Source organism: Streptomyces sp. NPDC057280 (assembly GCF_042668605.1).
In the GTDB taxonomy this organism is placed as follows: domain Bacteria; phylum Actinomycetota; class Actinomycetes; order Streptomycetales; family Streptomycetaceae; genus Streptomyces.
Window position 1 is genome coordinate 731953 of record NZ_JBHUYR010000004.1, and the last position, 25206, is coordinate 757158.

At 71.7% G+C, this 25206-nt stretch carries 26 protein-coding genes; 11 read left to right on the top strand and 15 right to left on the bottom strand.

Going from position 1 to position 25206, the window contains the following annotated elements; all coding sequences use genetic code 11:
* Window positions 1–29: 29 nt before the first annotated feature.
* Window positions 30–947: a LysR family transcriptional regulator gene (locus ACFUO4_RS27165; RefSeq protein WP_383489510.1), complete on the bottom strand. Its 918-nt coding sequence runs from the start codon at window positions 945–947 to the stop codon at window positions 30–32.
* 159 nt (window positions 948–1106) lie between these two features.
* On the opposite strand from ACFUO4_RS27165, the gene mgrA reads away from it, so the two are divergent.
* Window positions 1107–2102: an L-glyceraldehyde 3-phosphate reductase gene (gene mgrA / locus ACFUO4_RS27170; protein ID WP_383489512.1), complete on the top strand. Its 996-nt coding sequence runs from the start codon at window positions 1107–1109 to the stop codon at window positions 2100–2102.
* Here the strand turns inward: mgrA and ACFUO4_RS27175 are convergent.
* Window positions 2092–3075 carry an oxidoreductase gene (locus ACFUO4_RS27175; RefSeq protein ID WP_383489515.1) on the bottom strand — a complete coding sequence of 328 codons (984 nt, stop codon included), beginning with the start codon at window positions 3073–3075 and terminating at the stop codon, window positions 2092–2094. The genes mgrA and ACFUO4_RS27175 overlap by 11 nt on opposite strands.
* A 101-nt stretch (window positions 3076–3176) precedes the next feature.
* On the opposite strand from ACFUO4_RS27175, the gene ACFUO4_RS27180 reads away from it, so the two are divergent.
* The gene (locus ACFUO4_RS27180) at window positions 3177–4124 is read left to right on the top strand and encodes a cupin domain-containing protein (RefSeq protein ID WP_383489518.1); all 948 of its coding nucleotides are present in this window, start codon (window positions 3177–3179) and stop codon (window positions 4122–4124) included.
* On the opposite strand, the gene ACFUO4_RS27185 is transcribed toward ACFUO4_RS27180, so the two are convergent.
* Window positions 4090–4371: a DUF1905 domain-containing protein gene (locus ACFUO4_RS27185; RefSeq protein ID WP_383489521.1), complete on the bottom strand. Its 282-nt coding sequence runs from the start codon at window positions 4369–4371 to the stop codon at window positions 4090–4092. The genes ACFUO4_RS27180 and ACFUO4_RS27185 overlap by 35 nt on opposite strands.
* Window positions 4372–4434: 63 nt before the next feature.
* Window positions 4435–4818, bottom strand: coding sequence for a nuclear transport factor 2 family protein (locus tag ACFUO4_RS27190; RefSeq protein ID WP_383489524.1), 384 nt, complete (start codon window positions 4816–4818; stop codon window positions 4435–4437).
* A 344-nt stretch (window positions 4819–5162) separates the two neighbouring features.
* Between ACFUO4_RS27190 and ACFUO4_RS27195 the strand changes: the two genes are divergently transcribed.
* From ACFUO4_RS27195 to ACFUO4_RS27210, 4 genes are read left to right on the top strand one after another with little or no spacing between them, the layout of a single operon-like run.
* Window positions 5163–5573 (top strand): hypothetical protein, encoded by a 411-nt coding sequence (locus ACFUO4_RS27195; protein WP_383489527.1) that lies wholly within the window; start codon window positions 5163–5165, stop codon window positions 5571–5573.
* A 50-nt stretch (window positions 5574–5623) separates the two neighbouring features.
* Window positions 5624–7957 carry an FHA domain-containing protein gene (locus ACFUO4_RS27200; protein ID WP_383489530.1) on the top strand — a complete coding sequence of 778 codons (2334 nt, stop codon included), beginning with the start codon at window positions 5624–5626 and terminating at the stop codon, window positions 7955–7957.
* Window positions 7957–8502 carry a hypothetical protein gene (locus ACFUO4_RS27205; protein WP_383489533.1) on the top strand — a complete coding sequence of 182 codons (546 nt, stop codon included), beginning with the start codon at window positions 7957–7959 and terminating at the stop codon, window positions 8500–8502. The genes ACFUO4_RS27200 and ACFUO4_RS27205 overlap by 1 nt, the downstream gene beginning before the upstream one ends.
* Entirely contained in the window at window positions 8492–9481 is a 990-nt protein-coding gene (locus ACFUO4_RS27210; RefSeq protein ID WP_383489536.1) for a serine/threonine-protein kinase, read from the top strand. Before ACFUO4_RS27205 ends, ACFUO4_RS27210 begins: the two co-directional genes overlap by 11 nt.
* Here ACFUO4_RS27210 and ACFUO4_RS27215 read toward each other — a convergent pair.
* Window positions 9468–10745, bottom strand: coding sequence for a streptophobe family protein (locus ACFUO4_RS27215; protein ID WP_383489539.1), 1278 nt, complete (start codon window positions 10743–10745; stop codon window positions 9468–9470). The two genes, ACFUO4_RS27210 and ACFUO4_RS27215, sit on opposite strands and share 14 nt — an antisense overlap.
* 161 nt (window positions 10746–10906) lie before the next feature.
* Between ACFUO4_RS27215 and ACFUO4_RS27220 the strand changes: the two genes are divergently transcribed.
* The gene (locus ACFUO4_RS27220) at window positions 10907–12145 is read left to right on the top strand and encodes a DUF6777 domain-containing protein (protein WP_383489542.1); all 1239 of its coding nucleotides are present in this window, start codon (window positions 10907–10909) and stop codon (window positions 12143–12145) included.
* Window positions 12146–12241: 96 nt separating this feature from the next.
* Window positions 12242–12697, top strand: coding sequence for an ATP-binding protein (locus ACFUO4_RS27225; protein ID WP_383489545.1), 456 nt, complete (start codon window positions 12242–12244; stop codon window positions 12695–12697).
* A gap of 51 nt (window positions 12698–12748) precedes the next feature.
* Here the strand turns inward: ACFUO4_RS27225 and ACFUO4_RS27230 are convergent, their stop codons facing one another.
* Both ACFUO4_RS27230 and ACFUO4_RS27235 read right to left on the bottom strand, forming a co-directional pair.
* Window positions 12749–13636, bottom strand: coding sequence for an RNA polymerase sigma factor SigF (locus ACFUO4_RS27230; RefSeq protein WP_383489548.1), 888 nt, complete (start codon window positions 13634–13636; stop codon window positions 12749–12751).
* 169 nt (window positions 13637–13805) lie between these two features.
* The gene (locus ACFUO4_RS27235) at window positions 13806–14603 is read right to left on the bottom strand and encodes a class I SAM-dependent methyltransferase (protein ID WP_383489551.1); all 798 of its coding nucleotides are present in this window, start codon (window positions 14601–14603) and stop codon (window positions 13806–13808) included.
* 333 nt (window positions 14604–14936) lie between these two features.
* Between ACFUO4_RS27235 and ACFUO4_RS27240 the strand changes: the two genes are divergently transcribed.
* Window positions 14937–15347 (top strand): helix-turn-helix domain-containing protein, encoded by a 411-nt coding sequence (locus tag ACFUO4_RS27240; protein ID WP_383489819.1) that lies wholly within the window; start codon window positions 14937–14939, stop codon window positions 15345–15347.
* Between the two features lie 15 nt (window positions 15348–15362).
* Here the strand turns inward: ACFUO4_RS27240 and ACFUO4_RS27245 are convergent, their stop codons facing one another.
* The 3 genes from ACFUO4_RS27245 to ACFUO4_RS27255 all read right to left on the bottom strand — a co-directional run bounded on the left by ACFUO4_RS27245 (window position 15363) and on the right by ACFUO4_RS27255 (window position 17969).
* On the bottom strand, window positions 15363–15965 hold the full coding sequence (locus ACFUO4_RS27245) for a ClpP family protease (RefSeq protein ID WP_383489554.1): 603 nt from the start codon (window positions 15963–15965) through the stop codon (window positions 15363–15365).
* Window position 15966: 1 nt separating this feature from the next.
* Window positions 15967–16605, bottom strand: a complete 639-nt coding sequence (locus tag ACFUO4_RS27250; protein WP_383489557.1) for a ClpP family protease — start codon at window positions 16603–16605, stop codon at window positions 15967–15969.
* Between the two features lie 149 nt (window positions 16606–16754).
* Window positions 16755–17969 carry an epoxide hydrolase family protein gene (locus ACFUO4_RS27255; RefSeq protein ID WP_383489559.1) on the bottom strand — a complete coding sequence of 405 codons (1215 nt, stop codon included), beginning with the start codon at window positions 17967–17969 and terminating at the stop codon, window positions 16755–16757.
* A gap of 101 nt (window positions 17970–18070) precedes the next feature.
* Between ACFUO4_RS27255 and ACFUO4_RS27260 the strand changes: the two genes are divergently transcribed.
* Entirely contained in the window at window positions 18071–18553 is a 483-nt protein-coding gene (locus tag ACFUO4_RS27260) for a VOC family protein (protein WP_079311845.1), read from the top strand.
* A gap of 3 nt (window positions 18554–18556) precedes the next feature.
* On the opposite strand, the gene ACFUO4_RS27265 is transcribed toward ACFUO4_RS27260, so the two are convergent.
* From ACFUO4_RS27265 to ACFUO4_RS27275, 3 genes are all read right to left on the bottom strand, one after another.
* Window positions 18557–19450, bottom strand: a complete 894-nt coding sequence (locus ACFUO4_RS27265; RefSeq protein WP_383489563.1) for an SGNH/GDSL hydrolase family protein — start codon at window positions 19448–19450, stop codon at window positions 18557–18559.
* 79 nt (window positions 19451–19529) lie between these two features.
* Window positions 19530–21191, bottom strand: coding sequence for an ATP-binding protein (locus tag ACFUO4_RS27270; RefSeq protein ID WP_383489566.1), 1662 nt, complete (start codon window positions 21189–21191; stop codon window positions 19530–19532).
* 21 nt (window positions 21192–21212) lie between these two features.
* The gene (locus tag ACFUO4_RS27275) at window positions 21213–21887 is read right to left on the bottom strand and encodes a response regulator transcription factor (protein ID WP_079311847.1); all 675 of its coding nucleotides are present in this window, start codon (window positions 21885–21887) and stop codon (window positions 21213–21215) included.
* Between the two features lie 235 nt (window positions 21888–22122).
* Between ACFUO4_RS27275 and ACFUO4_RS27280 the strand changes: the two genes are divergently transcribed.
* Entirely contained in the window at window positions 22123–22563 is a 441-nt protein-coding gene (locus ACFUO4_RS27280; RefSeq protein ID WP_383489570.1) for an STAS domain-containing protein, read from the top strand.
* Here ACFUO4_RS27280 and ACFUO4_RS27285 read toward each other — a convergent pair.
* Both ACFUO4_RS27285 and ACFUO4_RS27290 read right to left on the bottom strand, forming a co-directional pair.
* Complete coding sequence (locus ACFUO4_RS27285; protein WP_383489573.1) at window positions 22523–23536, bottom strand: LacI family DNA-binding transcriptional regulator; 1014 nt, start codon at window positions 23534–23536, stop codon at window positions 22523–22525. The two genes, ACFUO4_RS27280 and ACFUO4_RS27285, sit on opposite strands and share 41 nt — an antisense overlap.
* Window positions 23537–23624: 88 nt before the next feature.
* A complete protein-coding gene (locus ACFUO4_RS27290; RefSeq protein WP_383489576.1) occupies window positions 23625–25121 on the bottom strand; it encodes an alpha-N-arabinofuranosidase in 1497 nt (498 codons plus the stop codon).
* Window positions 25122–25206 lie beyond the last annotated feature (85 nt).

Below are 25206 nucleotides of genomic sequence, written 5' to 3' on the forward strand. Positions count from 1 at the left end.
CATGAGTCTGCGGTGGGGAACGGGCCCGGTCAGGAGGGGTGGGCCCCCTCCTGGGGTGTACCTACGCCCCCTGTTTCCAGCAGCGCCATCAGGGCCCGGGCGGCCGGGCTGGTGGCCTGTTCGGGCGGCAGCAGCGCGACGGTCTCGTACACGGCCTCCCCGGTGCCCTTCATGGGCAGTGCGGTCAGCGACGGGCGCTTGTGCCGGAAGTGGCGCGGTACGACGGCCACGCCGAGGTTCTCGTCCACCAGGTCCAGCAGGCTGTGCACGTCGTTCACCTCCAGCGCGACCGCCCGCCGTACGCCCGCGGCGGCGAACGCGGCGTCGGTGGTGCGGCGCGGGCCCCAGTCCGGGTGGAAGTCGACGAAGACCTCGCCGCCGAGGTCCTCCGGGGTCACGGCGGCCGCGGCGCGGGCGAGCCGGTGGTCGGGATGGCACAGGACGGTCATCGGCTCGGCGGCCAGCGGTACGACGCGCAGCTGATCGGTGTCCTCCTGTGCCGTGCGCACCGCGAAGGCCAGGTCCAGCCGGCCGGCCGCGACCTCCTCCGCGAGCGCGCCGGACCCGGCCTGCCGCAGACAGATCTCGACGTCCGGATGCCGGCGCCGGAACGAGGCGAGCAGCCCCGCCACGTACACCCCGGCGATGCACTGCTCGGAGCCGAGCGCGAGCATCCCGCGCAGCACCCCCTGCACCGCGGCCACCGCCTCGTGGGCCGACCGGACCTGCGCCAGGATGCGCTCCGCCTCACCGAGCAGCGCCCGCCCGGCCGGGGTGAGCGTCACCCGCCTGGTCGTGCGCACGAACAGCGGGGTCTGCAGCTCCCGCTCCAGCGCCCGGATCGAGGCCGACAGGCCGGACTGGGACACCAGCAGCCGCTCGGCGGCCCGGGTGAAGTGCTGGTCCTCGGCGACCGCGACGAAGTGCTGGAGATGGCGGAGTTCCATGACGCGGAAGCCTACTCAGAAACCCGCCCGCTGAATTCCATCGGATTCTTCTGTTGGACCAATGCCCCCAGGTCGCGAAAGAGTGGGTGCCGGTAGAGAGCCGCGGATCTCAGGTGACCGGGGCTCTCGGGAAACCGTGCCAACCCCTCTGGAGTCGCGTTGTACACCGCACACCCCGACCGCTACGCGGAGATGCCCTACCGGCGCACCGGACGCAGCGGCCTGAAGCTTCCCGCGATCTCGCTCGGCCTGTGGCACAACTTCGGCCCGGCGGACCGCACCGTCGAGACCCAGCGTGCCATCCTGCGCCGCGCCTTCGACCTCGGCGTCACCCACTTCGACCTGGCCAACAACTACGGCCCGCCCCCCGGTGCCGCCGAGTCCGCCTTCGGCGAGGCCCTGAAGTCCGACCTCGCGGCGTACCGCGACGAGCTGATCATCTCCACCAAGGCCGGCTATCTGATGTGGCCCGGCCCGTACGGCGAGTGGGGCTCCCGCAAGTACCTGCTGTCCTCGCTGGACCAGAGCCTCGCGCGGATGGGCCTGGACTACGTCGACATCTTCTACTCGCACCGCCCCGACCCGGAGACTCCGCTGGAGGAGACGATGGGCGCCCTGCACTCCGCGGTGCAGCAGGGCAAGGCGCTCTACGTCGGCATCTCCAACTACTCCGCCGAGCAGACCCGCGAGGCCGCCCGCATCCTGGGCGAGCTGGGCACCCCGCTCCTCATCCACCAGCCGCGCTACTCGATGCTCGACCGGCGCCCCGAGGACGAGGGCCTGCTGGACGCCCTGGACGAGCTCCAGGTGGGCTCCATCGTCTTCTCCCCGCTGGAGCAGGGCCTGCTCACCGGCCGCTACCTCGACGGCATCCCCGAGGACTCGCGGGCCGCGAGCGACAGCCCCTTCCTCAACTCCGACGCCCTCACCGAGGACCTGGTCGCCCAGCTGCGCGAGCTGAACGACATCGCCAAGTCCCGCGGCCAGACCCTGGCCCAGCTGGCACTGGCCTGGGTGCTGCGCGGCGGCCGCGTCACCTCCGCCCTCGTCGGCGCGAGCAGCCCGCAGCAGATCGAGGACAGCGTCGGCACGATCGCCAACCTGGACTTCGACGCGGAGGAACTGGCCCGCATCGACGCGATCGTCAGGCCGTGAGGCGCTCGCTGACCTCCCAGAGGCGGGCGGCCGCCGCCGGGTCGACGACGTAAGGCAGCACGCCTGGCGTCTCCGCCCCGGCGCGCCAGGCGGGCTCGTCCGCCTCGGCCACGAGCGGGCTGACGTCGCAGTTCTCGCAGTAGACGCCGCCCAGCCCGGCCAGTTGCGGGCTGGTGGCGCACCACACGCTCGTGGCCGCCCCCTGCGGAACCGACTTGAGCTGGCGGGCGGGATCCCGCACGGGCCGGCCGTGCTCGTCGTAGACGCCGGCCGCCTCGATCACCTCCGCGGAGACGTGCTTGGCGAGCCCGGTGTCGATGATCGTGCCCGGGTGCACGGAGAAGGCACGTACGCCCTGGTCCTTTCCGCGCCGGTCGAGTTCCACGGCGAAGAGCGCGTTGGCCGTCTTCGACTGGCCGTAGGCGGCGAAGGGCTCGTAGGGCCGGTGCTCGAAGTGCAGGTCGTCGAAGTCGACGCCGCCGAAGCGGAAGCCCCGTGAGGACACCGCCACCACCCGTGCGCCCTCGGCCGCGGCCAGGGCGGGCCAGAGCCGGGCCACCAGCTGGAAGTGCCCCAGGTGGTTGGTGGCGAACTGCGCCTCGTAGCCGCGCGCGTCCCGGGTCAGCGGGGTCGCCATGATCCCGGCGCTGTTGACCAGGATGTGCAGGGGACGCCCGGACGCCAGGAACGTCTTCGCGAAGGCGTCGACCGAGGCCGGGTCCAGCAGGTCCAGCCGCTCGACCTCGACCCCGGGCAGCTCCTTCAGCGCCGCCCGGGCCCGTTCCAGGTCCCGGGCCGGTACGACGACCTCGGCGCCCGCGCCGTGCAGGACCCGGGCCGTCTCCAGGCCGATGCCGGAGTAGCCGCCGGTGACGATCGCGACCCTGCCGGTCAGGTCTATCCCCTTGATCACCTCCTCCGCGGTGGTCGCGGCGCCGAAGCCGGAGGGCAGGGGGTGCTGTGCGGTGGTCATGGTGCGTATCTCCTCAACGTGAGCCGACCAGACCAACGTAGAAGCGAGGATCCGTACGATGAATGCTTGAGAATCCGCATTACTTGCGCGATAGTCCGGGCATGTCAGTGGATCCGCTTTCCGACGCCCTCGCGGTGGCCGACGCCCGCAGTGTGTTCTCCGGCGGCTTCACGGCCGGCGGCGCCTGGGCGATCCGGCTGCGCGGACGCGACAAGCTCAAGGTGAACGCCGTGGTGCGGGGCGGCTGTCTGCTGGTCCGCGAGGCGGGCGGGGAGCCGGTGAAGCTGTCCGAGGGGGACGTGGTCGTCTCCGACGGGCGGCAGTCGTACGTGCTGTGCAGTGCGCTCGGCGTCGAACCGGTGGACTCCGGTGACGTCCCCATGGAGCCAGGGACGCGCATGGCGCGGCTGGGCCGGAGTGAGGACGAGGACGTCGCCTGCGTCTCCGGGCACATCGACCTGAGCCGGGACAGCGGGGAGCTGCTGCGCCGGGCGCTGCCCGAGCTGATCCACGTACGGGCCGACGCGGCCGAGGCGCCGGTGCTGCGCTGGCTCACCGGTCGGCTGGTGACGGAGATGAAGATGCGCCGGGCCGGTGCCGAGTTCGCCTCGGACCAGCTCGCGCAGCTGATGTTCGTGCAGGTCCTGCGGGTCTGCCTCAGCGAGTCCGACGGGCTGCCGCCCGGCTGGCTGCGCGCGCTGGCCGACGAGCGGCTCGCCCCGGCCCTGCGTCTGATGCACGGCGACCCGGGACACCCCTGGCAGCTCGGGGAACTCGCCCGGGCGGCCGCGATGTCCCGCACCACCTTCGCCGCACGGTTCAAGGAGGCGGCCGGGGTGCCGCCCCTGACGTACCTGCTCGACTGGCGCATGAGCCTGGCCGCCCGAGCCCTGCGCCAGGACACGGTCCCGATCGCGGCGCTCGCCCGTTCGGTGGGCTACACCTCCGAAAGCGCCTTCAGCAACGCCTTCAAGCGGTCCGTGGGGATCTCGCCCCGGCGCTACCGCGAGGCCGCTAGGAGTCGATCCGCACCTCCAGATGCACGGTGACCGTGTCGCCCTCGCCCTTCCCGATGGCCCTGCGCACCTCGGCCTTCACCGGCAGCTTGTGCCGGCCGTCGCCCAGGGCCATGAAGGAACTGCGGAACGGATGTCCGTCGATCGTCCCGCTGACCTTGACCAGGCCGCGGGTGCCGAAGAAGGCGACGGACTCAGGCCAGACCAGATAGGTCCAGCCACCCTCGCTCGGGCTCTTGACCAGCTTCGCGGTGAACTGCCGGTCGATCTTCGCGGTCATGACGTCCGCCTCTCGCTCGCAGTGGCCTCTTCTACAAGAGACCACCGCGAGCGCGGAAACTCATCACGCCCCGGCCGGCACCCGGTCCAGGAACCCCAGCACCGAGCGGATGCGGCCCTGTTCGTCCAGCGTGATGACGTCGGATCCGGCCACCGGCGCGGAGCCGTCGGCCTCGTTCACCAGCTCCCAGGAGAAGCGCGCGGTGTCGTGATGGCCGTCCACGACTCCCGTCTGCCGGAAGACGAACCCCGGGAACTGCTCGTGTGCCGCCGCGATCACCGCGGCGATCTGCTCGTGGCCGCTGACGTCGGCCAGGGGGTCGGTGTAGCTGCCGTCGGCGGCCCAGGCGGCCGCCACCGCCTTCGTCAGGGCCTCCCGGTCGACGGCGTTCCAGGCCTCGAAGTAACGTGCGACGGCACTCTCGTAACGCTCGGTGTTCGCGGACATGCGGGATCAGCCTCCGTCGAGGTCGTATCTGCTGGTCAGGACCCGGGCCCCGCTCTCGGTGACCCGGTACCGCAACCTTGCCCGCCGTGCCGTGGGCCCGTCGATTACTCCGCGGGTAATCGACGCCCGCCGCGTTTCGGCCAACTCCCCTGGTGAATATGCCAGGAGAGTGGCCAAAAAGTCGTGGTGACAGTGTTTCAGCAGTGAACATACTCAACTGAAAGGGCATTCACATCCAGCAAGGATGTGATCACACACCGCACATGAGCCGCGTGACCGTAAGTCCGGAGCCGCATCGAAAGCGAGGCAAGCCGACAGGCGCACTACGCACCGGGGGAGTGAACGTGCACGACGAATTCCTGTGCCATGTCACCGCGTACGGAACCTGCGGAGGGCAGCGCATCGGCGTACCGCTGGGCAGCTACCGGGCCCCCACCCTCGCCCTCGCCCTGTGGTGGTTACGGGACCGGGCGTCATGGATCGCCGAGCGCCTCGACCCGCAGCCCGAGATCAGCCGTATCCCGCCGAGCGCGCTCGTCCCGGTCGGCCCCTCCGTGCCCGACGTGCCCGCCGTGCTCCGCTCCTGGTGCGGAGACGCCACCCAACAGGAGCTGGTCGCCGAGGAGTTGGCGGCCGGGCGGCTGATCCGCATCGCCACCAGCGACGACACCACCGAGTACGAACTCCTCGCCGAGTCGGTGGACGCCCTGCGCATGCAGCGGACGATCCCGGCACTGGTCGTCTCCGTCGGCTGAGGCGCCTCCCAGAAAAGGCGCACACCAGGACCAATCGATAGAATTTCGGCATGGCAGAGCGGCCCAGCGCGCCGACTGCGCCCGAACTCGTCCTGGAGACCGAGGCGGGCTCCACCGTGATGAGCCCGGGCCACGACTACCACGTCGGACGCGACCCCCTGAGCGACATCGTGATCGACGACGCCCGGGTCTCCTGGCACCACGCGGTGCTGCGGCCCGAGGCCGACCACTGGACGCTGGCGGACGAGCACAGCACCAACGGCACCTACGCCGACGGCCTGCGCATCCAGGAACGGGACGTCGGCCCGGGCTGCGTGATCCGCTTCGGCAGCCCCTCCGACGGGCCGCGCGCGGTCCTCGTCGCCCCGGAACGCCCGTCGGCGGTGGCCGTCTCGATGCCGGGCCTCACCGGCACCTTCCGGCAGCCCACCACGGTCCGCCCGCTGCCCACCCGCACGGTCCGCATCGGCCGCGCCGACGACAACGACCTGGTCATCGACGACCTCGTCGTCTCCCGCCGGCACGCCGAACTGCGCGCCCACCCCGACGGCACGTACGAGATCGTCGACGTCGGCAGCCACAACGGCACCTACCTCAACGGCAGTCCCGTCACCCGCGCCCTGCTCGGCCCCGGTGACGTCGTCGGCATCGGCCACTCGGCGTTCTGCCTGGTCGGCGACCAGTTGCAGGAGTACGTCGACACCGGCGAGGTCTCCCTCGACGTGCAGGACCTGAGCGTCGCCGTCGACCGCGGCCGCAAGACGCTCCTCGACCACGTGTCGTTCCCGGTGGGGGAGAAGTGCCTGCTCGCGGTGGTCGGCCCGAGCGGCGCCGGCAAGTCCACCCTCCTCGGCGCCCTCACCGGCCAGCGCCCCGCCGACCACGGCACGGTCCTGTACGACGGCCGCGACCTCTACCGCGACTACGCCGAGCTGCGCCAGCGGATCGGCCTGGTCCCGCAGGACGACATCCTGCACGCCCAGCTCACCGTCCGCGCCGCCCTCACCTACGCCGCCGAACTGCGCTTCCCGCAGGACACCGCCAAGGCCGAGCGGCAGGCGCGGGTCGAGGAGGTCATCGACGAACTGGGCCTGCGCCAGCGCGCCGACCAGCCCGTGCACAGCCTCTCCGGCGGCCAGCGCAAGCGCGTCAGCGTCGCCCTGGAACTGCTCACCAAGCCCTCGCTGCTCTTCCTCGACGAGCCGACCTCGGGCCTCGATCCCGGCATGGACCGCTCGGTGATGCACATGCTGCGCGGTCTCGCCGACGACGGCCGGACCGTCATCGTGGTCACCCACAGCGTCCTCAGCCTCGACGTCTGCGACCGGCTTCTCGTCCTCGCGCCCGGCGGACGGATCGCCTACTACGGACCGCCCGAGGACACCCTCGCCTACTTCGGCTACGAGCAGTGGCCCGAGGCGTTCGAGGCCTTCGAGCGGGACCAGGACCGGGACTGGGCGGGGGAGTTCCGCGCCTCTCTCTTCCAGCGGCAGTACGTCACCGAGGCCTCCGGCCAGCCCCGGGTGCCGCGCTCCGGGCCTGTCGTGATCACCCCACCGCCCAGGCCGCGCAGCCGCGGCGCCCAGCTCGGCACCCTGATCCGCCGCTACGCCACCGCCCTCAGCGCCGACCGCACCTTCCTCGTCATCATGATCGCGCTGCCGTTCGTGATGGGCGCCATGGCCCGTGCCCTGGCCGGCAGCAAGCTGACCCAGGAGACGGCGATGAACGCGCTGCTGATCCTGTGCGTCGGCGGAGTGCTGACCGGGGCGGCCAACGCGGTGCGCGAACTGGTCAAGGAACGCACCATCTACCAGCGCGAGAGAGCCGTCGGCCTGTCCAGATCGGCCTACCTGATGTCGAAGATCGTCGTCCTGGGCACGGTCACCGTCCTGCAGGCCGTGGTCCTCACCCTGGTCGCCCTTCTCGGCGTCGACCTCAACGCGCCCGGCGGCGAAGGCGTGTTGATGCCACCCCTTGCCGAAATCACCGTCGCCGTCGCCCTGTTGGCATTCACGGCGATGATGCTCGGCCTGCTGATCTCCGCGCTGGTCCGCAAGGAGGAGGTGACGATGCCGCTGCTGGTGCTGCTCGCCATCGTCCAAGTCGTGTTCTGCGGAGCCCTGCTGAAACTCGACGGCGTGCCGGGCCTGGAGCAGCTGTCCTGGCTGGTGCCCTCGCGCTGGGCCCTGGGGGCGATGGCCGGCACGGTGGGCCTCGCCCGGATCGTGCCCGGCGAACTGACCACCGATCCGCTGTTCCGGCACTCGGCGAAGGTGTGGCTGCTCAACGTCGGGATGCTCGTCGTCCTGTCCGCGCTCTTCGGGTACGTCGTCTCCCGCCTGCTGCGCCGCCACGAACCGGCCGTCCTGCGGAAGTCGTGATGACCACCCCCGGCTTCCGGCCCACCCACGTCGTCCCCCAGCACGGCATGCCCGCCTGGGAAGGCCCCGACCCCACCCGTCCCACCGTGCCCCTGGACCCGCTGCTGCCGGTGCAGCTCCTGGAGCGGCGCGGCGACTGGGGACACGTCCTGTGCGCCAACGGCTGGTCGGCCTGGGTCGACGGCCGCTTCCTGGTCGCCGTACCCAAGGACCCGCCCGTCGCGGACGCCCCGCTCGCCCGCACCGCCGACCCCCGCCCCCTGCTCGCCCGCGCCGAGGAGACGCTCACGCGCTACCGGTCCGCGGTCGAGGAACTGGCCGGCGGCGCTCTGGACGCCGAGGCCTTCCAGAGCCACACCCGGGGCCTGCGGATCGGCGTGGTCGTCGACGGGGAGTCGGTCTGGCTGTACGACGCCCAGCACGGCCGCTGGGTCTACGCCGACGGCACCCGGCTGAGCACCTACGCCGCCGAGGAAGGGCCGCGGGCCGCGGCGGGGGACCCCGGGCACGCCGCCACCCAGGTCGTGACGCCCGATGGCCCGTGACACCAGCCTCTTCTCCGGCCGGCCCTCCGAGCTGATCGGCCGGCAGATCGCCGGCTACCGCATCGAGCGGGAGATCGGCCGCGGCGGCATGGCCGTCGTCTACCGGGCCCACGACATGCGCCTGGACCGCACGGTCGCCCTCAAGCTCCTCGCCCCCGAACTCGCCCGCAACGACACCTTCCGCCGCCGCTTCACCTTCGAGTCGCGGGCCGCCGCCGCGATCGACCATCCGCACATCGTCCCCGTCTTCGAGGCGGGCGAGACGGACGGTGTCCTGTACATCGCCATGCGTTACGTCGAGGGCAGCGACCTGCGTCATCTCCTGGACCGCCGGGGCCCGCTGGCGCCCGAGCCCGCTCTGCGGATCGCCGCCCAGATCGCCTCCGCGCTGGACGAGGCCCATGACCACGGGCTGGTCCACCGGGACGTGAAACCCGGCAACATCCTGATCGCCCGCGGCACCGACAGCGACCACCCCGAGCACGCCTACCTCACCGACTTCGGGCTGACGAAGAAGTCGCTGTCGCTGACCGGCTTCACCACGGTCGGCCAGTTCGTCGGCACGCTCGACTACGTGGCCCCCGAGCAGATCTCCGGCAAGCCCGTCGACGGCCGCTGCGATGTCTACGGCTTCGCCTGCGTCGTCTACGAGGCCCTCGCGGGCCGCCCGCCGTTCCGCCGCGACGACGACATGGCCCTGCTCTGGGCCCACCAGTACGACGAACCGCCCCCGCTGACCGAGTCCCGCCCCGATCTCCCGCCGCGCGCCGACACCGTCTTCGCCAAGTCCCTCGCGAAGAGCCCCGACGACCGGTACGGCACCTGCCTCACCTTCGTCTCCGCCCTGCGCACGGCCATGACCGGCGGCCGCCCGGCCGGCCATCCACCGACGCAGGTCGCCCTGCGCGTCGCGGACTCCGCGATGGCCGGCCCGAAACAGCCGCCGCCGTGGGCCCGACCGGTCTTCAGGGGCGGCTAGCCGCGTCCGTCTCGCCCCGCCGCCGCACCGGCCGCGCCAGCAACCCGCCCAGGAATCCCGCGACCAGACCCCACAGGGCTCCCAGTCCGACGGCGGACCACACCTCGGGTTCGAGGAACAGCTCCCCGCCCAGGTCGCCGCCGAGGTCGCCGATGCCGAGGACCGACAGACCGTAGTGGGCGGTGATGCGGCCGAGCAGGCAGATCATCAGGACCGTGAGTGCGAGTGCCACCGCCAGGTGCAGGGCGTGCTGCCAGGCGCGCATCCCGGCCGGGGAGCGGGCCGCCATCACGAAAGCGGCGGCAAGCAGCAGGACCGCATCGACGGCCACCAGCCACCACACCCGGCTGTCGTAGTCGGCGAGGGTCGACAGGTTCAGTGTGGCGGTGTCCTTCGAGCGCAGCACCTCGTCCAGGACGTGCGGCATCGGCAGCCCGAACGGGCCCTCCACCCGGCCTTTCCAGGTGGCGCCGAGGCCCAGCGTCAACGCCAGCCAGACCAGGTTCGGCAGGCCGAGAAGGATCACGGCCAGGGTCTCCACCGCGTGACCGCGCGTCACGGCCACGACCAGGGCGACGACGATGCCCAGGGCCACACAGGCGAGCAGGAGCACGACCATCGCGTACGCCGCCGGCCGCACCGACGCCTGGAAGCGCAGCAGCCGGCCCGGCAGCGGTGCCCCGCGCGAGACCAGCAGCGCCAGCACCAGCACCCCGGCCAGCCAGAGCAGGCCGAACAGCAGGGTCAGCGGGACGTCCGTCTTGAAGCCGACCTTCGGCGTCACCCCGAAGAGGTCGCCGAGGTCGGAGAGCGCGCTCTCGCCGAGGGAGAGCGTGAAGGTCTGGCGGGCACCCAGGGCGAGGGCGATCAGGCCGAGGAGCCACAGCACGGCGACCCGCGCCGCCCAGCCCGCCAGTTCCGTGGCGCTCGCGACCGCGCGGTGCCGCAACGGCCGGAGAAAGGCGGCCGCGACGACGAGAGCACCGGCCAGTGTGACCGACAGCGGGATCACCGTCAGACCGGCCCGGGTGTCGGCGAGGCCGCCGGCGTTCCCGGAGAGTTCGATGGTGCCGCCCACCGCCGTGACGACCGTCGCCGCGACGACCCGGGGAAACGCCCCGTCGGGCAGGTCCGCCGCCCCGGCCGCCCACAGCCCCAGGGCCGCGGTCACGCCCATGACGAGCAGTCCGGACAGCACGGTGACGGCGGCCTGTACCCATCCGTGCGGGGCAACGGCCTGGGCGGAGCGGGTTCTCGGGCTCACCCTGCCCACGCTAAGCAGCGCCCGGGGGCCCCGCCCGCCGGGAGGGCCGTCCGCGTCGGCTTGCGAGCGGCACGGGACCGGAGCACACAATGGAATCGTCGTGGATAAAAGCGGCGTAAAGGTAGAAAAGCCGCAGAGTCCCACGTCGGGAAGAAGGGCTCGTGAGCTCCGAACCTCCGTCCTCCGGCCGGCCCACCGGACCGCCCTCAGGTCCGCTGTCGGGTCCCTCCCAGCCGCCCTCGGGACCGCCTTCGCAGCCGCCGGGCAGCAGCGGCGGGACGCCCTCGCCGGAACCGCACCGCCCCTGGTGGCGGTCCGTGCCGAGGGTCGCCGTCCTGGCCACCGCGGTCGTGGCCGCCGTGGTGCTGGCGCTCGTCTTCAGCCGCTCCGACGGCGGCGGGGGCGGAGGCGGCGGCACCGCCAAGGGCGGCGAGGTCTTCCTCCAGGCCGCCTCCAAGACCGGCCCCGAGCCCTTCACCGAATCCACCGCGAAGGACAGCTCCGCCCCGCCCGTCTCCGCCTCCCCGGCGACCGAGTCGGCCCCCACCAACGCGGTACGGGGCGTCGACGGCGGGGCGCCCGGCCTCTACGGCGGCACCCGCAACGTCTCCAGCTGTGACGTGGAGGCCCAGGTCAAGGCCCTCCACGCGGCCCCCGCGAAGAACAGCGCCTTCGCCTCCGTCGCCGGCGTCCGGCCGTCCGGTGTCCCCGCCTACCTGCGCGCGCTCACCCCCGTGCAGCTGCGCATGGACACCCGCGTCACCAACCACGGCTACCGCGACGGCGCCGCCACCAGCTACCAGGCCGTCCTCCAGGCCGGCACCGCCGTCCTCGTCGACGGCCACGGTGTGCCCCGCGTCCGCTGCGCCTGCGGCAACCCGCTCACCCCGCCGGTCGCCCAGCAGACCACACCGAGGCAGACCGGCGACCGATGGGCGTCGTACCGGCCCTCGAACGTGGTCGTGGTCGCGCCGTCGATCACGGTCGTCAACGTCTTCGTGATCTACGACCCCGACGAGAACGAGTGGATCGCCCGCCACCGGGGCGACACGGGACACAAGGACCAGCACACCGTCCCGCCGGTGAAACCCTCGCCGTCCGTGACCGTGACGACGCCGACGGCCCCCACGACACCGACGTCGCCGCCCACCGGCCCGTCCTCCCCGGCCCCGTGTGTCTCCACGGCCACCGGAACGCCCACCGGAACACCCACCGGTTCGGCGAGCCCGTGTCCGCCGACGTCCGCCGGCCCGTCCTCGCCCACGCCGAGCTCCGCGCCGGTGGCCCCCGAACTGGAGACCGTCGAACCGGCGACGACGCAGGGAGACACCCCGGAAGACCAGTCCTCACTCGGCACCCCCGCACCCGATGCCCCGGACGTGACGTCACCGTCGGTGTGACCGACACGACCCGTTTTGGGGACTGCGGCGCTTCACTCGGGGTACGAGCACTGGTGCAGCAGCGTCCGGACAGTCCGGCTTCCGAGAGAGAAACGCATGATCGAGCACCTGGACGGGGCAGTGATACCGACTGGTTTCGATGTGCCCGTCGACCCACTCCGGCGGGCCGCCCACTACACGGGCGAACCGGGATGCATCGCCGAGGCCCGGCACTTCGCCGCGCACTTCCTCGACCAGCTCAGGACCGAGTGGTGTGCCGAGATCGGCGCCCGGGCCGACGACGAGGTGCTCCTGGTGGTGAGCGAGCTGGTCACCAACGCCGACCGGCACAGCAACGGGCCGTACATCCTGGACCTGGAGGGCACGGACGCCGCCGTGACCGTGTCCGTCTACGACAGCAGCGCCGCGCTGCCCCTGCGGTTCCCGAAGGACCCGCAGCGGGTGGGCCGGCACGGCCTGGAGATCGTGCACGCGCTGGCGGCGGAGGTGACCGCCGAGCGGGTACCGGTCGGCAAGCGGGTCACCGCGACTCTCAGACTCGGCGAGAGGTGACCGCCGCGGCCGTCCCGCCGGCCACCCCTCTGCCTGGTCCTCTCCTGGTCCTCAGGCGCAGCCCAGCTCGCCCAACATGCCCTCGCGCAACCGCGCGATGATCCGCTTGATCAGCCGGGACACATGCATCTGCGAACAGCCCAGCTGTTCGCCGATCTCCGCCTGGGTGGCCTCCTCCACGAACCGCAGATGGAGGATCTGCCGGTCCCGGTCGCTGAGCTCGGCCATCAGCGGCGCGAGCGAGTGGAAGTCCTCGACCAGCCGCAGGCCGTGCTCCTCGACACCGATGAAGTCGGCGAGCACCGACTCGCCGTGCTCGGGTCCGTCGCCGGTGAGGGCGGCGTCCAGCGAGGAGGAGTTGTAGCCGTTGGAGGCGATCTGGCCCTCGATGACCTCGTTCTCGGAGAGGTTCATCAAGGTGGCGAGCTCCGCCACGGTCGGCTCCCGGTCCAGTCGGCTGGCCAGCTCCTCGCGCGCCTTGGCCAGCTCCACCCGCAGCTCCTGCAGCCGCCGCGGCACGTGCACCGCCCAGGTGGTGTCCCGGAAGAACCGCTTGATCTCGCCGACTATGTACGGCAGCGCGAAGGAGGTGAACTCGACCTCACGCGAGAGCTCGAACCGGTCGATGGCCTTGATCAGGCCGATCATGCCGGTCTGGACGATGTCCTCCATGTCGTCGCCGCGACCGCGGAACCGGCCGGCGGCGAACCGCACGAGGGACATGTTCATCTCGATCAGCGTGTTGCGCGCGTACTGGTACTCGTGTGTGCCTTCCTCGAGCTCCGTTAGGCGCTGGAAGAACTGGCGGGACAGCTCCCGCGCGTCACGCGGAGCGACGCTCCGCGGGTCCACGACCCCCGGCAGCGGTCCGTCACCCGTGCTGGTCCCGGCGGTCCTCTCGACGAGCTGTGCCTCCGACCCGGTCACGGCGGTGTCCATGTCCTCTCCCACGTCCCACGTCATGGCTTCACCGGCGGGCGACCCGCCGGTCCTCACCCAGCGCGTACCCGGGGTAGCGAATACCATGCCCCCGGCGCGGTGCCGGGATGTGAGAAGCCGGTGGAAGGCGCGTGTGGCGTGCGGCCCCGGCGTGCGACTATGACGGACGTCACAGATCCACTCGTGAAGATTCGGTGCGGGTGGCCGTGATCAGATCGTGCAGGTAGCGCTTTGTGACACGGCCGTCGTAGCCGGAGTCGATCAGCTCCCGGATGCAGCCCAGCAGGCCCTCCCGGCGCCCCGCGTCCAGGGCGCGGTGGTTGGAGTACGTGAGCAGCACGTCCAGGTACGCGTCGGTGGTGTACGTGATCTCCTGGAAGTACCGGGTCACCGCGACGTTCTCGAAGCGCGGGCACTGCTCGAACTCCTCGGTCCGCGTGGGGATCTCGGCCGCCTCCTTCAGCAGCAGACCGGGCGGCGTGGCCGGGTCCCAGCGCTCGTAGCACCGCTGCGACCGGTGGAAGAACTCCGTGGTGCCGCCCGCCACATGATCCGTGACGACGACGCCGAGCAGGCCGCCGGGCGCCAGCGCGTCCGCGGCCTTCTCCACCCGCGTCGCCGGGTCGAGCCAGTGCCAGGCGGTCGCGCACACCACCAGGTCGAAGGGCTCGGCCGGCAGGGGCCACTCGTCGAAGTCCGCCACCTGTACGGAGACTTGGGGGAACTCCCGCAGCCGCCGACGGGCCACGGCGGCCATGTCGGGGCCCAGCTCCACAGCCGTGATCCGACACCCCAACTCGGCGAGCGGCAGCGTGAGCTGACCGGTGCCGGGCGCCACCTCCAGGACATGGCGCCCGGGCCCCAGACCGGCCGTGCGGGCCAACTCGGCGACCAGGCCGGGCGGATATGTGGGCCGCGCCCGGGCGTACAGCTCCGCGTCCTCGTCGAACGTGTCCCTCAGCGCCATGATGTCCACACCCTCCGCCTCCGCGATTCCACCCAGGGCAGAATGCTGATCCCTTCCCATGCCGTCCAACGCTTTTAGGCTGGGAAGGTGAGCGAACAAGCGCCGAACCACGCCCGCGTCATCCCGCTGCGCCCGTTCCCGGGCCGCCCCGAGACCGCCCGCCCGTCCGCCGCCCGCTCAGGGACCACCGGCCAGGGAACCGGCCGCCCCGAGACGTCTCGCCCGGTGGTAACCGGCCAGGGAACCGCGCGCCCCGAGACGGCTCGCCCCGAGGTAATCGGCCGGGGAACCGCCCGCCCAGGGATCGCCACCCCGTCCGCCGTCCGCCCGGAGATCGCCGGCCCGGGAACCCCCCGTCGGCTCTCCGACCGTGGAGCCACCGTCCGCCCCGCGCCCGTCCGGCCTGTCGCCGATCGCCCCGCCGGATCGCCGCCCCCCAAGGAACCCCTGTGGCGGGACCTCGTGGGTGACGTGCTGCGGCGTGAACGGCTGGCCCAGGAGCGGACGTTGAAGGACGTCGCCGATGCCGCACGGATCTCCATGCCCTACCTCTCCGAGGTGGAGCGGGGCCGCAAGGAAGCCTCGTCGGAGGTCCTCGCGGCCGCGGCCCAGGCCCTCGGCCTCGGACTCGGGGACCTGCTCGCGCGGGCCCAGGGCGAGCTGATCCGGCTCACCAGCCGGACGTCCGCCGGAACCCGCCGGGCGACGACCTCCTCGTACGACGGCCTCTGCCTGGCCGCCTGACGCCCACCCGGCGCCTCACACCTTCACGAGGCGCCGGCTCAGTACCTCGTCGGCCAGCCCGTACGCCACGGCCTCCTGCGCGGTGAAGACCTTGTCGCGGTCCATGTCGGCGCGCAGGGTGGCGACGTCGTGGTGGGTGTGCCGGGCGAGCACCTCCTCCACCTGTCCACGGATCCGGATCATCTCCTTGGCCTGCAGCGCGAGATCGGAGATGCTGCCCCGGCTGCCGCCGCTGGCCGGCTGACCGAGCAGCACGCGCGCGTGTTCCAGCACGATCCGCCGCCCCGGGTCCCCGCCCGCGAGCAGCACGGCCGCCGTGGAGGCCGCCTGGCCGACGCAGACCGTCGAGATCGGCGCCTGGACGTACGTCATCGCGTCGTAGATCGCCATGAGCGAAGTGAACGAGCCGCCGGGGGAGTTGATGTAGATCGAGATCTCGTGGTCCGGTGCCGAGGACTCCAGATGGAGGAGTTGCGCGATGACGACGTTGGCCACGCCGTCGTCGATCTCGGTGCCGAGGAAGATGATCCGCTCCGACAGCAGCCTGCTGAACACGTCGGACGTGCGCTCGCCGTGCGCGGTGCGCTCGACGACGTACGGAATCGTGTAGTTCCCCATGTCACAGCCCCATCCGTCGCTTCGAGGCGGCCGGGCGGACGTCCGCGAGGGACTCCAGGACCCGGTCCACCATGCCGTACTCCCTGGCCTCCTCGGCCGTGAACCAGCGGTCCCGGTCGCCGTCGCGGGCGATGGTCTCCGGCGTCTGGCCGGTGTTCTCGGCCAGCAGCCGCTCCATGGTCCGCTTGCTGTGGTCGAGGTTCTCCGCCTGGATCTCGATGTCGGCCGTGGTACCGCCGATGCCCGCCGAGCCCTGGTGCATCATGATCCGCGCGTTGGGCAGGGCGTACCGCTTGCCGGGCGTGCCGGCACAGAGCAGGAACTGCCCCATGCTGGCCGCGAACCCCATGGCGAGCGTGGACACGTCGTTCGGGATGAGCCGCATCGTGTCGTAGATGGCGAGGCCCGCGTAGACCGCGCCGCCCGGGCTGTTGATGTACAGGCTGATGTCGGTGCGAGGGTCCTCCGCGGAGAGGATCAGCAGCTGCGAGCAGACGCGGTTGGCGGAGACCTCGTCGACCTGCGTGCCCAGCAGGACGATCCGCTGCCCGAGCAGCTGGGCGGCCAGGTCGTCGTCGAACCGGGAGGGCGGGGTGTCGCCCTCCTCGGCCCGCGGCAGGAGCGGGGTGAGTGGTGTCATCGGTTCGCCTCCGTGCGGAGTGGTCGGGTTGTCGTCGACTTCACTCTCGACCCCGTCGGCCGCCCGTGGCCGGTTTCTCTGCCCGTGGCAGATTCGCCACGGGCAGAGAACCCAGGAGACCCCCCCTGATCAGGCCTTTTCGCGGGGGATCAAGCCTTCTCGCGCAGCTGCCGGAAGAACGCCCGCACGTCCTCGACGAGCAGATCCGGTTCCTCCATCGCCGCGAAGTGCCCGCCGCGGTCGAGTTCCGTCCAGCGCACGATCGTGTCGGTGCGCTCCGCGTTGCGTCGCAGCGGGAGGGAGATCTCGGCCGGGAAGACGGCCACCGCGGTGGGCGCGGTCGAGGGCTCGGTGGGCCGCGTCGGCCGCTCGCCCCGGGGGTGGGCTTGCTCGTAGTAGAGGCGGGCGGCCGAACCGGCCGTCCCGGTCAGCCAGTACAGCATCACGTTGGTCAGCAGCCGGTCCCGGTCGACGGCTTCCTCCGGGTACTGATCCGAGTCCGTCCACTCGTGGAACTTCTCGACGATCCAGGCGAGTTGGCCGACCGGGGAGTCCGTCAGGCCGTAGGCGAGGGTCTGCGGCCGGGTCGACTGCAGGGCGATGTACCCCGTCCCCTCGCGCGACCGGGCGCTCCACCGGCGCCACGACTCGAGCGTGCGCTCCCGCTCCTCGGGAGGGAGCGCGGCGAGTTCGTCCTCGGTCGGCTCCCGGGTGGCGTGCGCGCCTATCACCAGGTTGAGGTGGACGCCGACGATCCGGTCCGGGCAGAGCCGGCCCAGCGCGCGGGAGATCGCCGAGCCCCAGTCGCCGCCCTGCGCGCCGAACCGCTCGTAGCCCAGCCGCCGCATCAGCTCGGCCCAGGCCCGGGCGATCCGGTCGGCATCCCAGCCGGTGTCGGCGGGCGGCCCGGACAGCCCGTAGCCGGGGATGCTCGGTACGACGACATGGAAGGCGTCGGCCGGGTCGCCGCCGTGGGCCGCCGGATCGGTCAACGGGCCGACCACATCCAGGAATTCGACGATCGAACCCGGCCAGCCGTGGGTGACGATCAGCGGGGTGGCGTTCGGCTCGGGGGAGCGGATGTGGGCGAAGTGGACGGTCGTGCCGTCGATGACGGTCGTGAACTGGGGCCACTCGTTGAGCTCCGCCTCGGCGGCACGCCAGTCGTAGGAGTGCCGCCAGTGGTGGACGAGGTCGCGCAGATAGTCCGCCGGTACGCCGTAGGCCCAGCCGGTCGCCGACAGGTCGTCGGGCCAGCGGGTGCGGTCGAGGCGGGCGTGGAGGTCGTCGAGGTCGCTCTGCGGGATGTCGATGCGGTAGGGGCGGATCATGTCCGCGCTGCTTTCCGTGGGAGCTGACGTCATGGTGCGGATGGTAGGCCGGACGGGTCAGTACGGCCGATGAGTTTCCGGGCATGGATCAGTCCACACCCTCGACAGCGATTCCCACGCCCCAGGAGGACGCCATGGCGACCGACGGTTTCACCACGTGTCTCTGGTTCGACGGCAATGCGGAGGAAGCCGCCCACTACTACGTCTCGATCTTCAAGAACTCCAGCATCGGCTCGGTCGCCCGGGTCAACGAGGGCGGCATGGGCGAGCCCGGCTCGGTGATGGCCGTGGACTTCACGGCCAACGGCCACAAGTTCGTCGCCCTGAACGGCGGACCGCAGTTCCAGTTCACCGAGGCGATCTCCTTCCAGCTCTTCTGCGAGAGCCAGGAGGAGATCGACTACTACTGGGCCAAGCTCACCGAGAACGGCGGCGAGCCCGGCCCCTGCGGCTGGCTCAAGGACAAGTACGGCGTGTCCTGGCAGGTCATCCCGGACAACCTGATCGCCATGGTCAGCGACCCGGACCCGGAGAAGGCGGTCCGGGTGACGAAGGCGTTCATGGCGATGGGCAAGTTCGACAAGGCCGAGCTGGAGCGGGTCTACGCGGGCGAGTGAGCGTCAGCCGGCGGCGGCCCGGCCGATCACGCGGGTGATCTCCCGGGCGATCCGCAGGATGCCGGGCGAGCGGACCGGACAGGGCTTCGGCGTGGACGTCGTGGGCGCCAGGCAGAAGTGCAGGTAGTCCTTGTCGAGGTGCAGGGCGGTCCGGTCCCGGCCCGGCTGGGTGCAGTAGACGCGGTGCTCGTGCTCGTAGGCGTCGCACGGCACGTACTGCGTCCAGGTGTAGCGGGCCCCGGCCGCGCTCACCCGGGCCCCGGCGTCCGCGACGACGTCCCCGGAGGCGGCGGCCTGCTGCTCGTACAGCTCGTTGACGCGCCGGACCCGTTCGGGGGTGATCGGGTCCGGGCCCTGCGCCACCCACACGATCCGGGGCCGCGCGGCACCGCCCGCGGCGGCGATCTGCTCGGTCAGCCGGGCCATGTCGGCCCGGTACCGCTTGAAGTACGTCGTCGGGTCGTCGGCGTGGGTGATGCCGTCCATGCACCACGTGTAGCCCCACGCGTTGCCCCAGAACTGCAGCACCACGAAGTCCGGGTGCAGCGACCGCACGAGCGCGGCCGCCTTGTCGCCGTCCGGTACGAGGGACTTCGCGCCGGTGCCCTCCAGGTAGTCGCAGACCGTCGTGCCCGAGTACGGCCTGCTGGTGTAGTCGGCGCGCAGATCGCGGCGCAGCTCCTGGCCGAGCACTCGCTGCGCCTCCATCGCCAGGGAGTCCCCGAGATAGAGCACCTTCGGTGCCTTGGCCGGTGCACTGGGGCTGGCGGCGGCGCGCTGGTGCGTGGTGCCGACGGCCGGCGGCGGCGGGGCCGCCTCCGGCCCGGACTCCGGGTCCGAGCACGCGCCGAGCAGCACGCCGGCCAGCAGTAGTCCCACGATCCACGGCTTGCGCATGCGGCAACTCCCGCCCCGGACACCGAAATCGGCTCCCCAGGCAAGCACAGCCGGGCAGAAGGGGGAAGAGGCAGGCCGGTCAGCCCCGGTCGGGGCGCTCCAGCAGGTCGACCAGGTCGTTGAGCGGCAGCGGCTTGGCCAGGTGCGCGTCGAAGCCCGCCGTCCGGGACCGGGAGCGGTCGGTGCCCCGGCTGAACCCGGACACCGCGATCAGCCGTACCCGGTCGCCGTGCGGCCGGGAGCGGATCGTGCGGGCGACCGTGTAGCCGTCCACGTCGGGCAGACCCAGGTCGCACAGGACGACGTCGAAGAGGCCGTCCTCGGTGGCCGTGAGCGCGTCGGCGCCCGTGTGGACGGCGGTGACGTGATGGCCCTGCCGCTGGAGCAGGGTCCGGTAGGTCAGGGCGAGGTCGGCGTTGTCCTCCACGATCAGGATGGACAGCTGGCGCCGGGCCGGTCGCACCACCACGGGCCGCGGCGGCTCCGGCGCCGTCAGGTCGGCGACGGGCAGCAGCACCGTGAACGCCGCGCCGCGGCCGGGGCCCTCGCTGTGCGCGCTGATCCGGCCCCCGTGCAGCTCGACGACCGTCCGTGCGACGGCCAGGCCGAGGCCCAGGCCTTCCGGTGTGTCGGGGCCGGCCGGGGCCGCCCGCATGAACACCCCGAACAGGTCCTCGGCCTGGGCGGGGTCGAAACCGATGCCGTCGTCCCGGACGGTCAGCCGGGCCCGTCCCTCGTCGGCGCGCAGCGCGACCTCGGTGCGGCCGCCCGGCGGCGTGTACTTGAGCGCGTTCGACAGCAGGTTCGTCAGCACCTGCGCCAGCCGCAGCCGGTCGCCGTCGACCACCACGGGTGCCGCCGGAAGCCCCACGTCCAGCTCGCGGCTCTCGTGCCCGAACAGGCCCCGGATGTCGGCGCACGCGCTCTCGACGACCGACCGCACGTCGACCCGCTCGCGCACCAGCTCCAGCCGTCCGGTGAGCGCCCGGGTGCCGTCGAGGAGGTCGTTGCTCATGCGCACCAGCGTGCCCAGCTGCCGCTCCAGCACGGACAGCGCCGGATGGCCGTCGGGCATGTCCAGCGCCAGCAGTTCGGTGGCCGCGGTCGCCGCGGCGAGCGGGTTGCGCAGCTCGTGCGAGAGCGTGGCGATGAACCGGTCCTTGGCCTGCTGCTCCTCCCGCAGACGGCGCCCCGCCGCGTCCAGCTCCGCGTTGGCGTGCCGCAGCTGATCGTTGACCTCGCGGATCTCCCGGGCCCGTACGAACAGGTCGATCTCCATGCCCTCGGCACGCATCTGCGCCTCGGCGGCCACCCGCTGCTGCTCCCGCCCCACCCGGCGCACATGCACGAACTCCGTGACGTCCTCCACCCGGTGGATGACGTGCGTGACCCGCCCGTCCGCGTCCAGGACCGGGGCGTTGACCGGGCTCCAGTACTTCTCGTCGAAGCCGCCCGCCTCGCCGGTGGGGATGTCGTACCGCTGGAGCGGCATGGTGTCGGTCCGGCCGGTCGCCACCACCGTCTCCAGCGAGCGCCGTAGATTGGCGACGCCGTCGGCCGTCGGGTCGTCCGGGTTGTCGGGGAACACCTCGAAGATCGGCCGCCCGACGATGGCGCGCTCGGTCCCGGTGGCCGTGAGGTAGGCGCGGTTGACCTCGACGATGGTGAAGTCGGGGGTGAGGACCAGCAGCGGGGACAGGGTGGCGTCGAAGAGGCGCCGGAAGTCCAGGGTCTCGGGCATGGCGGCCCTCTCCGGGGCAGGTCAGGGGTCCAGTCGGTAGCCGTAGCCGCGGACGGTGGTGATCCGCGGGGCGGGCACGGGCAGCAGGGCGAGCTTGCCGCGCAGCCGGTAGACGTGCTCGACGACGGTGGCGGGCTGCTGCCAGGAGGCGCCCCAGATGCGTTCCAGGAGCTGCTCCGCCGAGAACACCCGGCCGGGCGCGGTGGCCAGCAGCTCCAGCAGCGCGTACTCCTTGGGCCGCAGCACCAGCAGGAACCCCTCGCAGGAGGCCTGGCGGGCGGCGGTGTCGATGCGCAGCGGGCCGATCTGGAACACGGCCGGGGTGTCCGGCGGCTGCGCGCGGCGCAGCACGGCGCGGATACGGGCCACCAGCTCCCGCTGCGAGAACGGCTTGACCAGGTAGTCGTCCGCCCCGATCTCCAGTCCGGCCACCCGGTCGGCCTCCGCACCCCGGCCGGTGATCACGATGACGGGGAGGCGGCTGGTGGAGCGCAGCGCCCGCAGCAGCTCCAGGCCGCTGCCGTCGGGCAGGCCCAGATCGAGGACGGCCAGGTCGATGCCGCCCTCGTGCAGCACGGCCTTGCCGACGCGGGCGTCCATCGCCCAGGTGACGGTGAAACCGGCCCGCTCCAGATAGGAACGGCACATCAGTGCGAAATCGGAGTCGTCCTCGATCAAGGCGAGGTGCGGACGCATGTCACATCACCTGGCCCAACTGCTGTCCGCTCGTTGTGGCACCGGTGAGCGGGCGTTGATGCCCCGACCATGTGGCGAAGGTAGAACAGTGCATGCCCACGGTTCAAGGGGGAGCCGCCCAGGGGGAGTTCCGGAGCGGGTGCGCGCGGTGCGGGGATGACGAAGTCACCGCCCGTGCCCGCTCCGGAACACGGGATCCGGGGTGCATGGTGGGCAGGGCTCAGGGACGGACGGCTTGTACGAGAACACGCTGGAGCCGGTCGGCCCTGCCCACTGGGCCCCGGCCGGGGAGCACCAGCTCCTGAAGGACGCGAACGGCCTGCTCGTCGCCGAACTCCGCGGCGACGTCGACCTCGCCACCGCCACCGGACTGCGGCTGTGGCTGGACTCCCTGCTGCGCCTGGACGCACCCGGCCATGTCGTCGACCTGCGCCCGGTCGCCTTCATCGATTCCACCGGTCTGAGCCTGCTGCTGCGCTTCCGCGGCCGGGTCCTCGCCGCGGAGCGCGGGTTCGCCCTGCTGTGTGATGCCGGTCAACGCAGATTGCTGCACGCGCACGGCACACTCGACGTATTCGAACCCACCGCCACGCTCACCGAAGCCTTGGTGAGGGCGGCGGCCGGGGGTGAGCCGGTCAGGCGGGGCCGCCCGTGGACTCCCGCACCACCACGGTGAAACGGCTGACGAACTCCTCCGGCTCCGGCCGGGCGCCGGTCCGCTCGATCCGGTGGACCAGGAGACGGACGGCACGCTCGGCCATCGTGTCGTGGTCGGGGTCGACGGTGGACAGGGAGGGCACCAGGAACCCGCTCTCGGGTACGTCGTCGAAGCCCATCACCTTGACCTGCTCCGGCACCCGGACCCCGGCGTCGGCCAGACCGCGCAGCACCCCCATGGCCACGGTGTCGGTCACGCAGAAGACCCCGTCGAAGTCGAGCCCGCTCGCCACCATGTCCCGGGCGCAGCGTGCCCCCTCGGCCCTGGAGAAGGCCGCCCGGCATCGGTGCAGCTCCGGGTCCAGGGGCAGGCCGGCCTCCTCCAGGGCCTGCCGGTAGCCGGTGTGGCGCAGGCTCGACACGTCGACCTCCTCGCCGACCGTGCCGCTGACGAACGCGATGCGCCGGCAGCCCCGTTCCACGAGGTGCCGGGTGGCCGCCCGGGAGGCCTCGACGTTGGGCATGGCGACGTGGTCCACCGGGCCGCCGAAGATCCGCTCGCCCAGGATGACCACCGGATGGTCCATGGTCAGCCACTCGGTGTCCTGCGGTCCCATGCCCACCGTGCTGAGGATGAGCCCGTCGTAGAGGCGGTTGCGGGACAGGGCCAGTGCCTCGAGTTCGCTGTCCCGCAGGGCGTAGGTCTGCTCGATGGCGACCCGCAGGCCGAGCGGCGCGGCCGCCGCGATGATGGCCGCGGCCAGCCGGCCGTAGTAGGGGCTGTCCACCTCCGGGACGGCCAGGCCGATGGTGCCGGTACGGCCCTTGCGGAGGTTGCGGGCGGAGACGTTGACGCGGTAGTCGAGGCGGGCCATGGCCTTGAGGACCTTCTCCCGGGTCGCCTCGCTCACCTTGGGGTGACCGTTGATGACGTTGGACACCGTCATCGCCGAGACACCGGCCGCCCGGGCCACGTCCTGCATGGTCGCCATGGCCACCGCCTGTTCTGTGCTGCCGACGTCCGCCGGACCATTACATCCCGGCCCCGCCCTCTCGCGAGCGGCAGGGCCGGGGCACGGGTCAGGCCAGCGGGGCCCGGACGGTGACGAAGGAGTGGGGCGGCAGGGTCAGTTCGAGCCCCCGGCCGGTGGTCTTGACGTCGTCGAAGGCACACGGGGCGACCGTCTGCGTTGCGCCGGGGGCGTTGTGGTCCTGGAGCCGGTCGGCGGTGAGGATGCGGGCGGTCGTCGCCCCCAGGCTGCCGCCGCGCAGATCGAGCGTCACCCGGGCCGGCTCGGCCGCGTCGAGGTTGGACAGCGAGATGAGCACCGTGCCGTCCTTGACGCTGGCGGACGCGGACAGGCGCTCGGTTTCCGGGTCCTCGCCCCGCAGGTGGACGGTGAGCGAACGGGCGTCCTGGTGGCCCTTGTTCATCTCGAAGACGTGGTAGGTCGGGGTCAGCACCAGGCTGTCGCCGTCGGTGAGGACCATCGCCTGGAGGACGTTGACGGTCTGCGCGATGTTGGCCATGCGCAGCCGTGCCGCGTGCTTGTGGAAGATGTCGAAGTGGACGCTCGCGACCAGCGCGTCCCGCAGGGTGTTCTGCTGGAACAGGAACCCGGGGTTGGTGCCCGGTTCCACGTCCCACCAGGTGCCCCACTCGTCCAGCACCAGACCCACGGTGCGGCCGGGATCGTAGACGTCCATGACGGTGGAGTGGCCGGTGAGGATCCGGTCGATCTTCCGGGCCGCCGCCATCGTGCGGTAGTAGTCGTCGGTGTCGAAGTCGGTGGCGCTGCCCTTCGCCTCCCAGGGACCGGCGAGCGTGTAGTAGTGCACGGACAGGGCCTGGAAGAAGTTCTTCGGGGTGGCCTCGCAGCCGAAGCAGCTGATCTGCTGCATCAGCGTCTCGGTCCACTTGTAATCGGCGTCCGCGGCTCCCGAGGCGATCCGGTACAGCTTGTTGTCGCCGTGGTCACGGCAGTACGTGGCGTACTGGCGGGCCAGATCGGCGTAGTACTCGGCGCGCATGTTGCCGCCGCAGCCCCAGGTCTCGTTGCCGATGCCCCAGAACCTCACCCGCCACGGCTCCTCACGCCCGTTGTCCTTGCGCAGCCGCACCATGGGGCTGTCGCCGTCCCGGGTCAGGTACTCCACCCACTCGCTCATCTCCTGCACGGTGCCCGAGCCGACGTTGCCGCTGATGTAGGGCTCGGCGCCCAGCAGTTCGCACAGGGCCATGAACTCGTGGGTGCCGAAATGGTTGTTCTCCTCGACGTTGCCCCAGTGCGTGTTGACCATCCGGGGCCGCTGCTCGCGCGGGCCGATGCCGTCCTTCCAGTGGTACTCGTCGGCGAAACAGCCGCCGGGCCAGCGCAGGTTGGGGATGTCCAGGGCGCGCAGGGCCTCGACGACGTCGAGCCGGATACCGCCCTCGTTGGGGATCGGGGAGTCCTCGCCGACCCAGAAACCGCCGTAGATGCAGCGGCCGAGATGCTCGGCGAAGTGGCCGTAGAGATGCCGGCTGATCGTCGGACCCGCGAGGTCGAGGTTGATGACGGCAGTGGTGTCTGACACGAGATGCACTCCAGGACTCGGCCGTGTTTATCGTTAAACTCGCCTACCTGTGCGAGCTGAGTCAAGAGGGCGGGGGCTCGGCGCC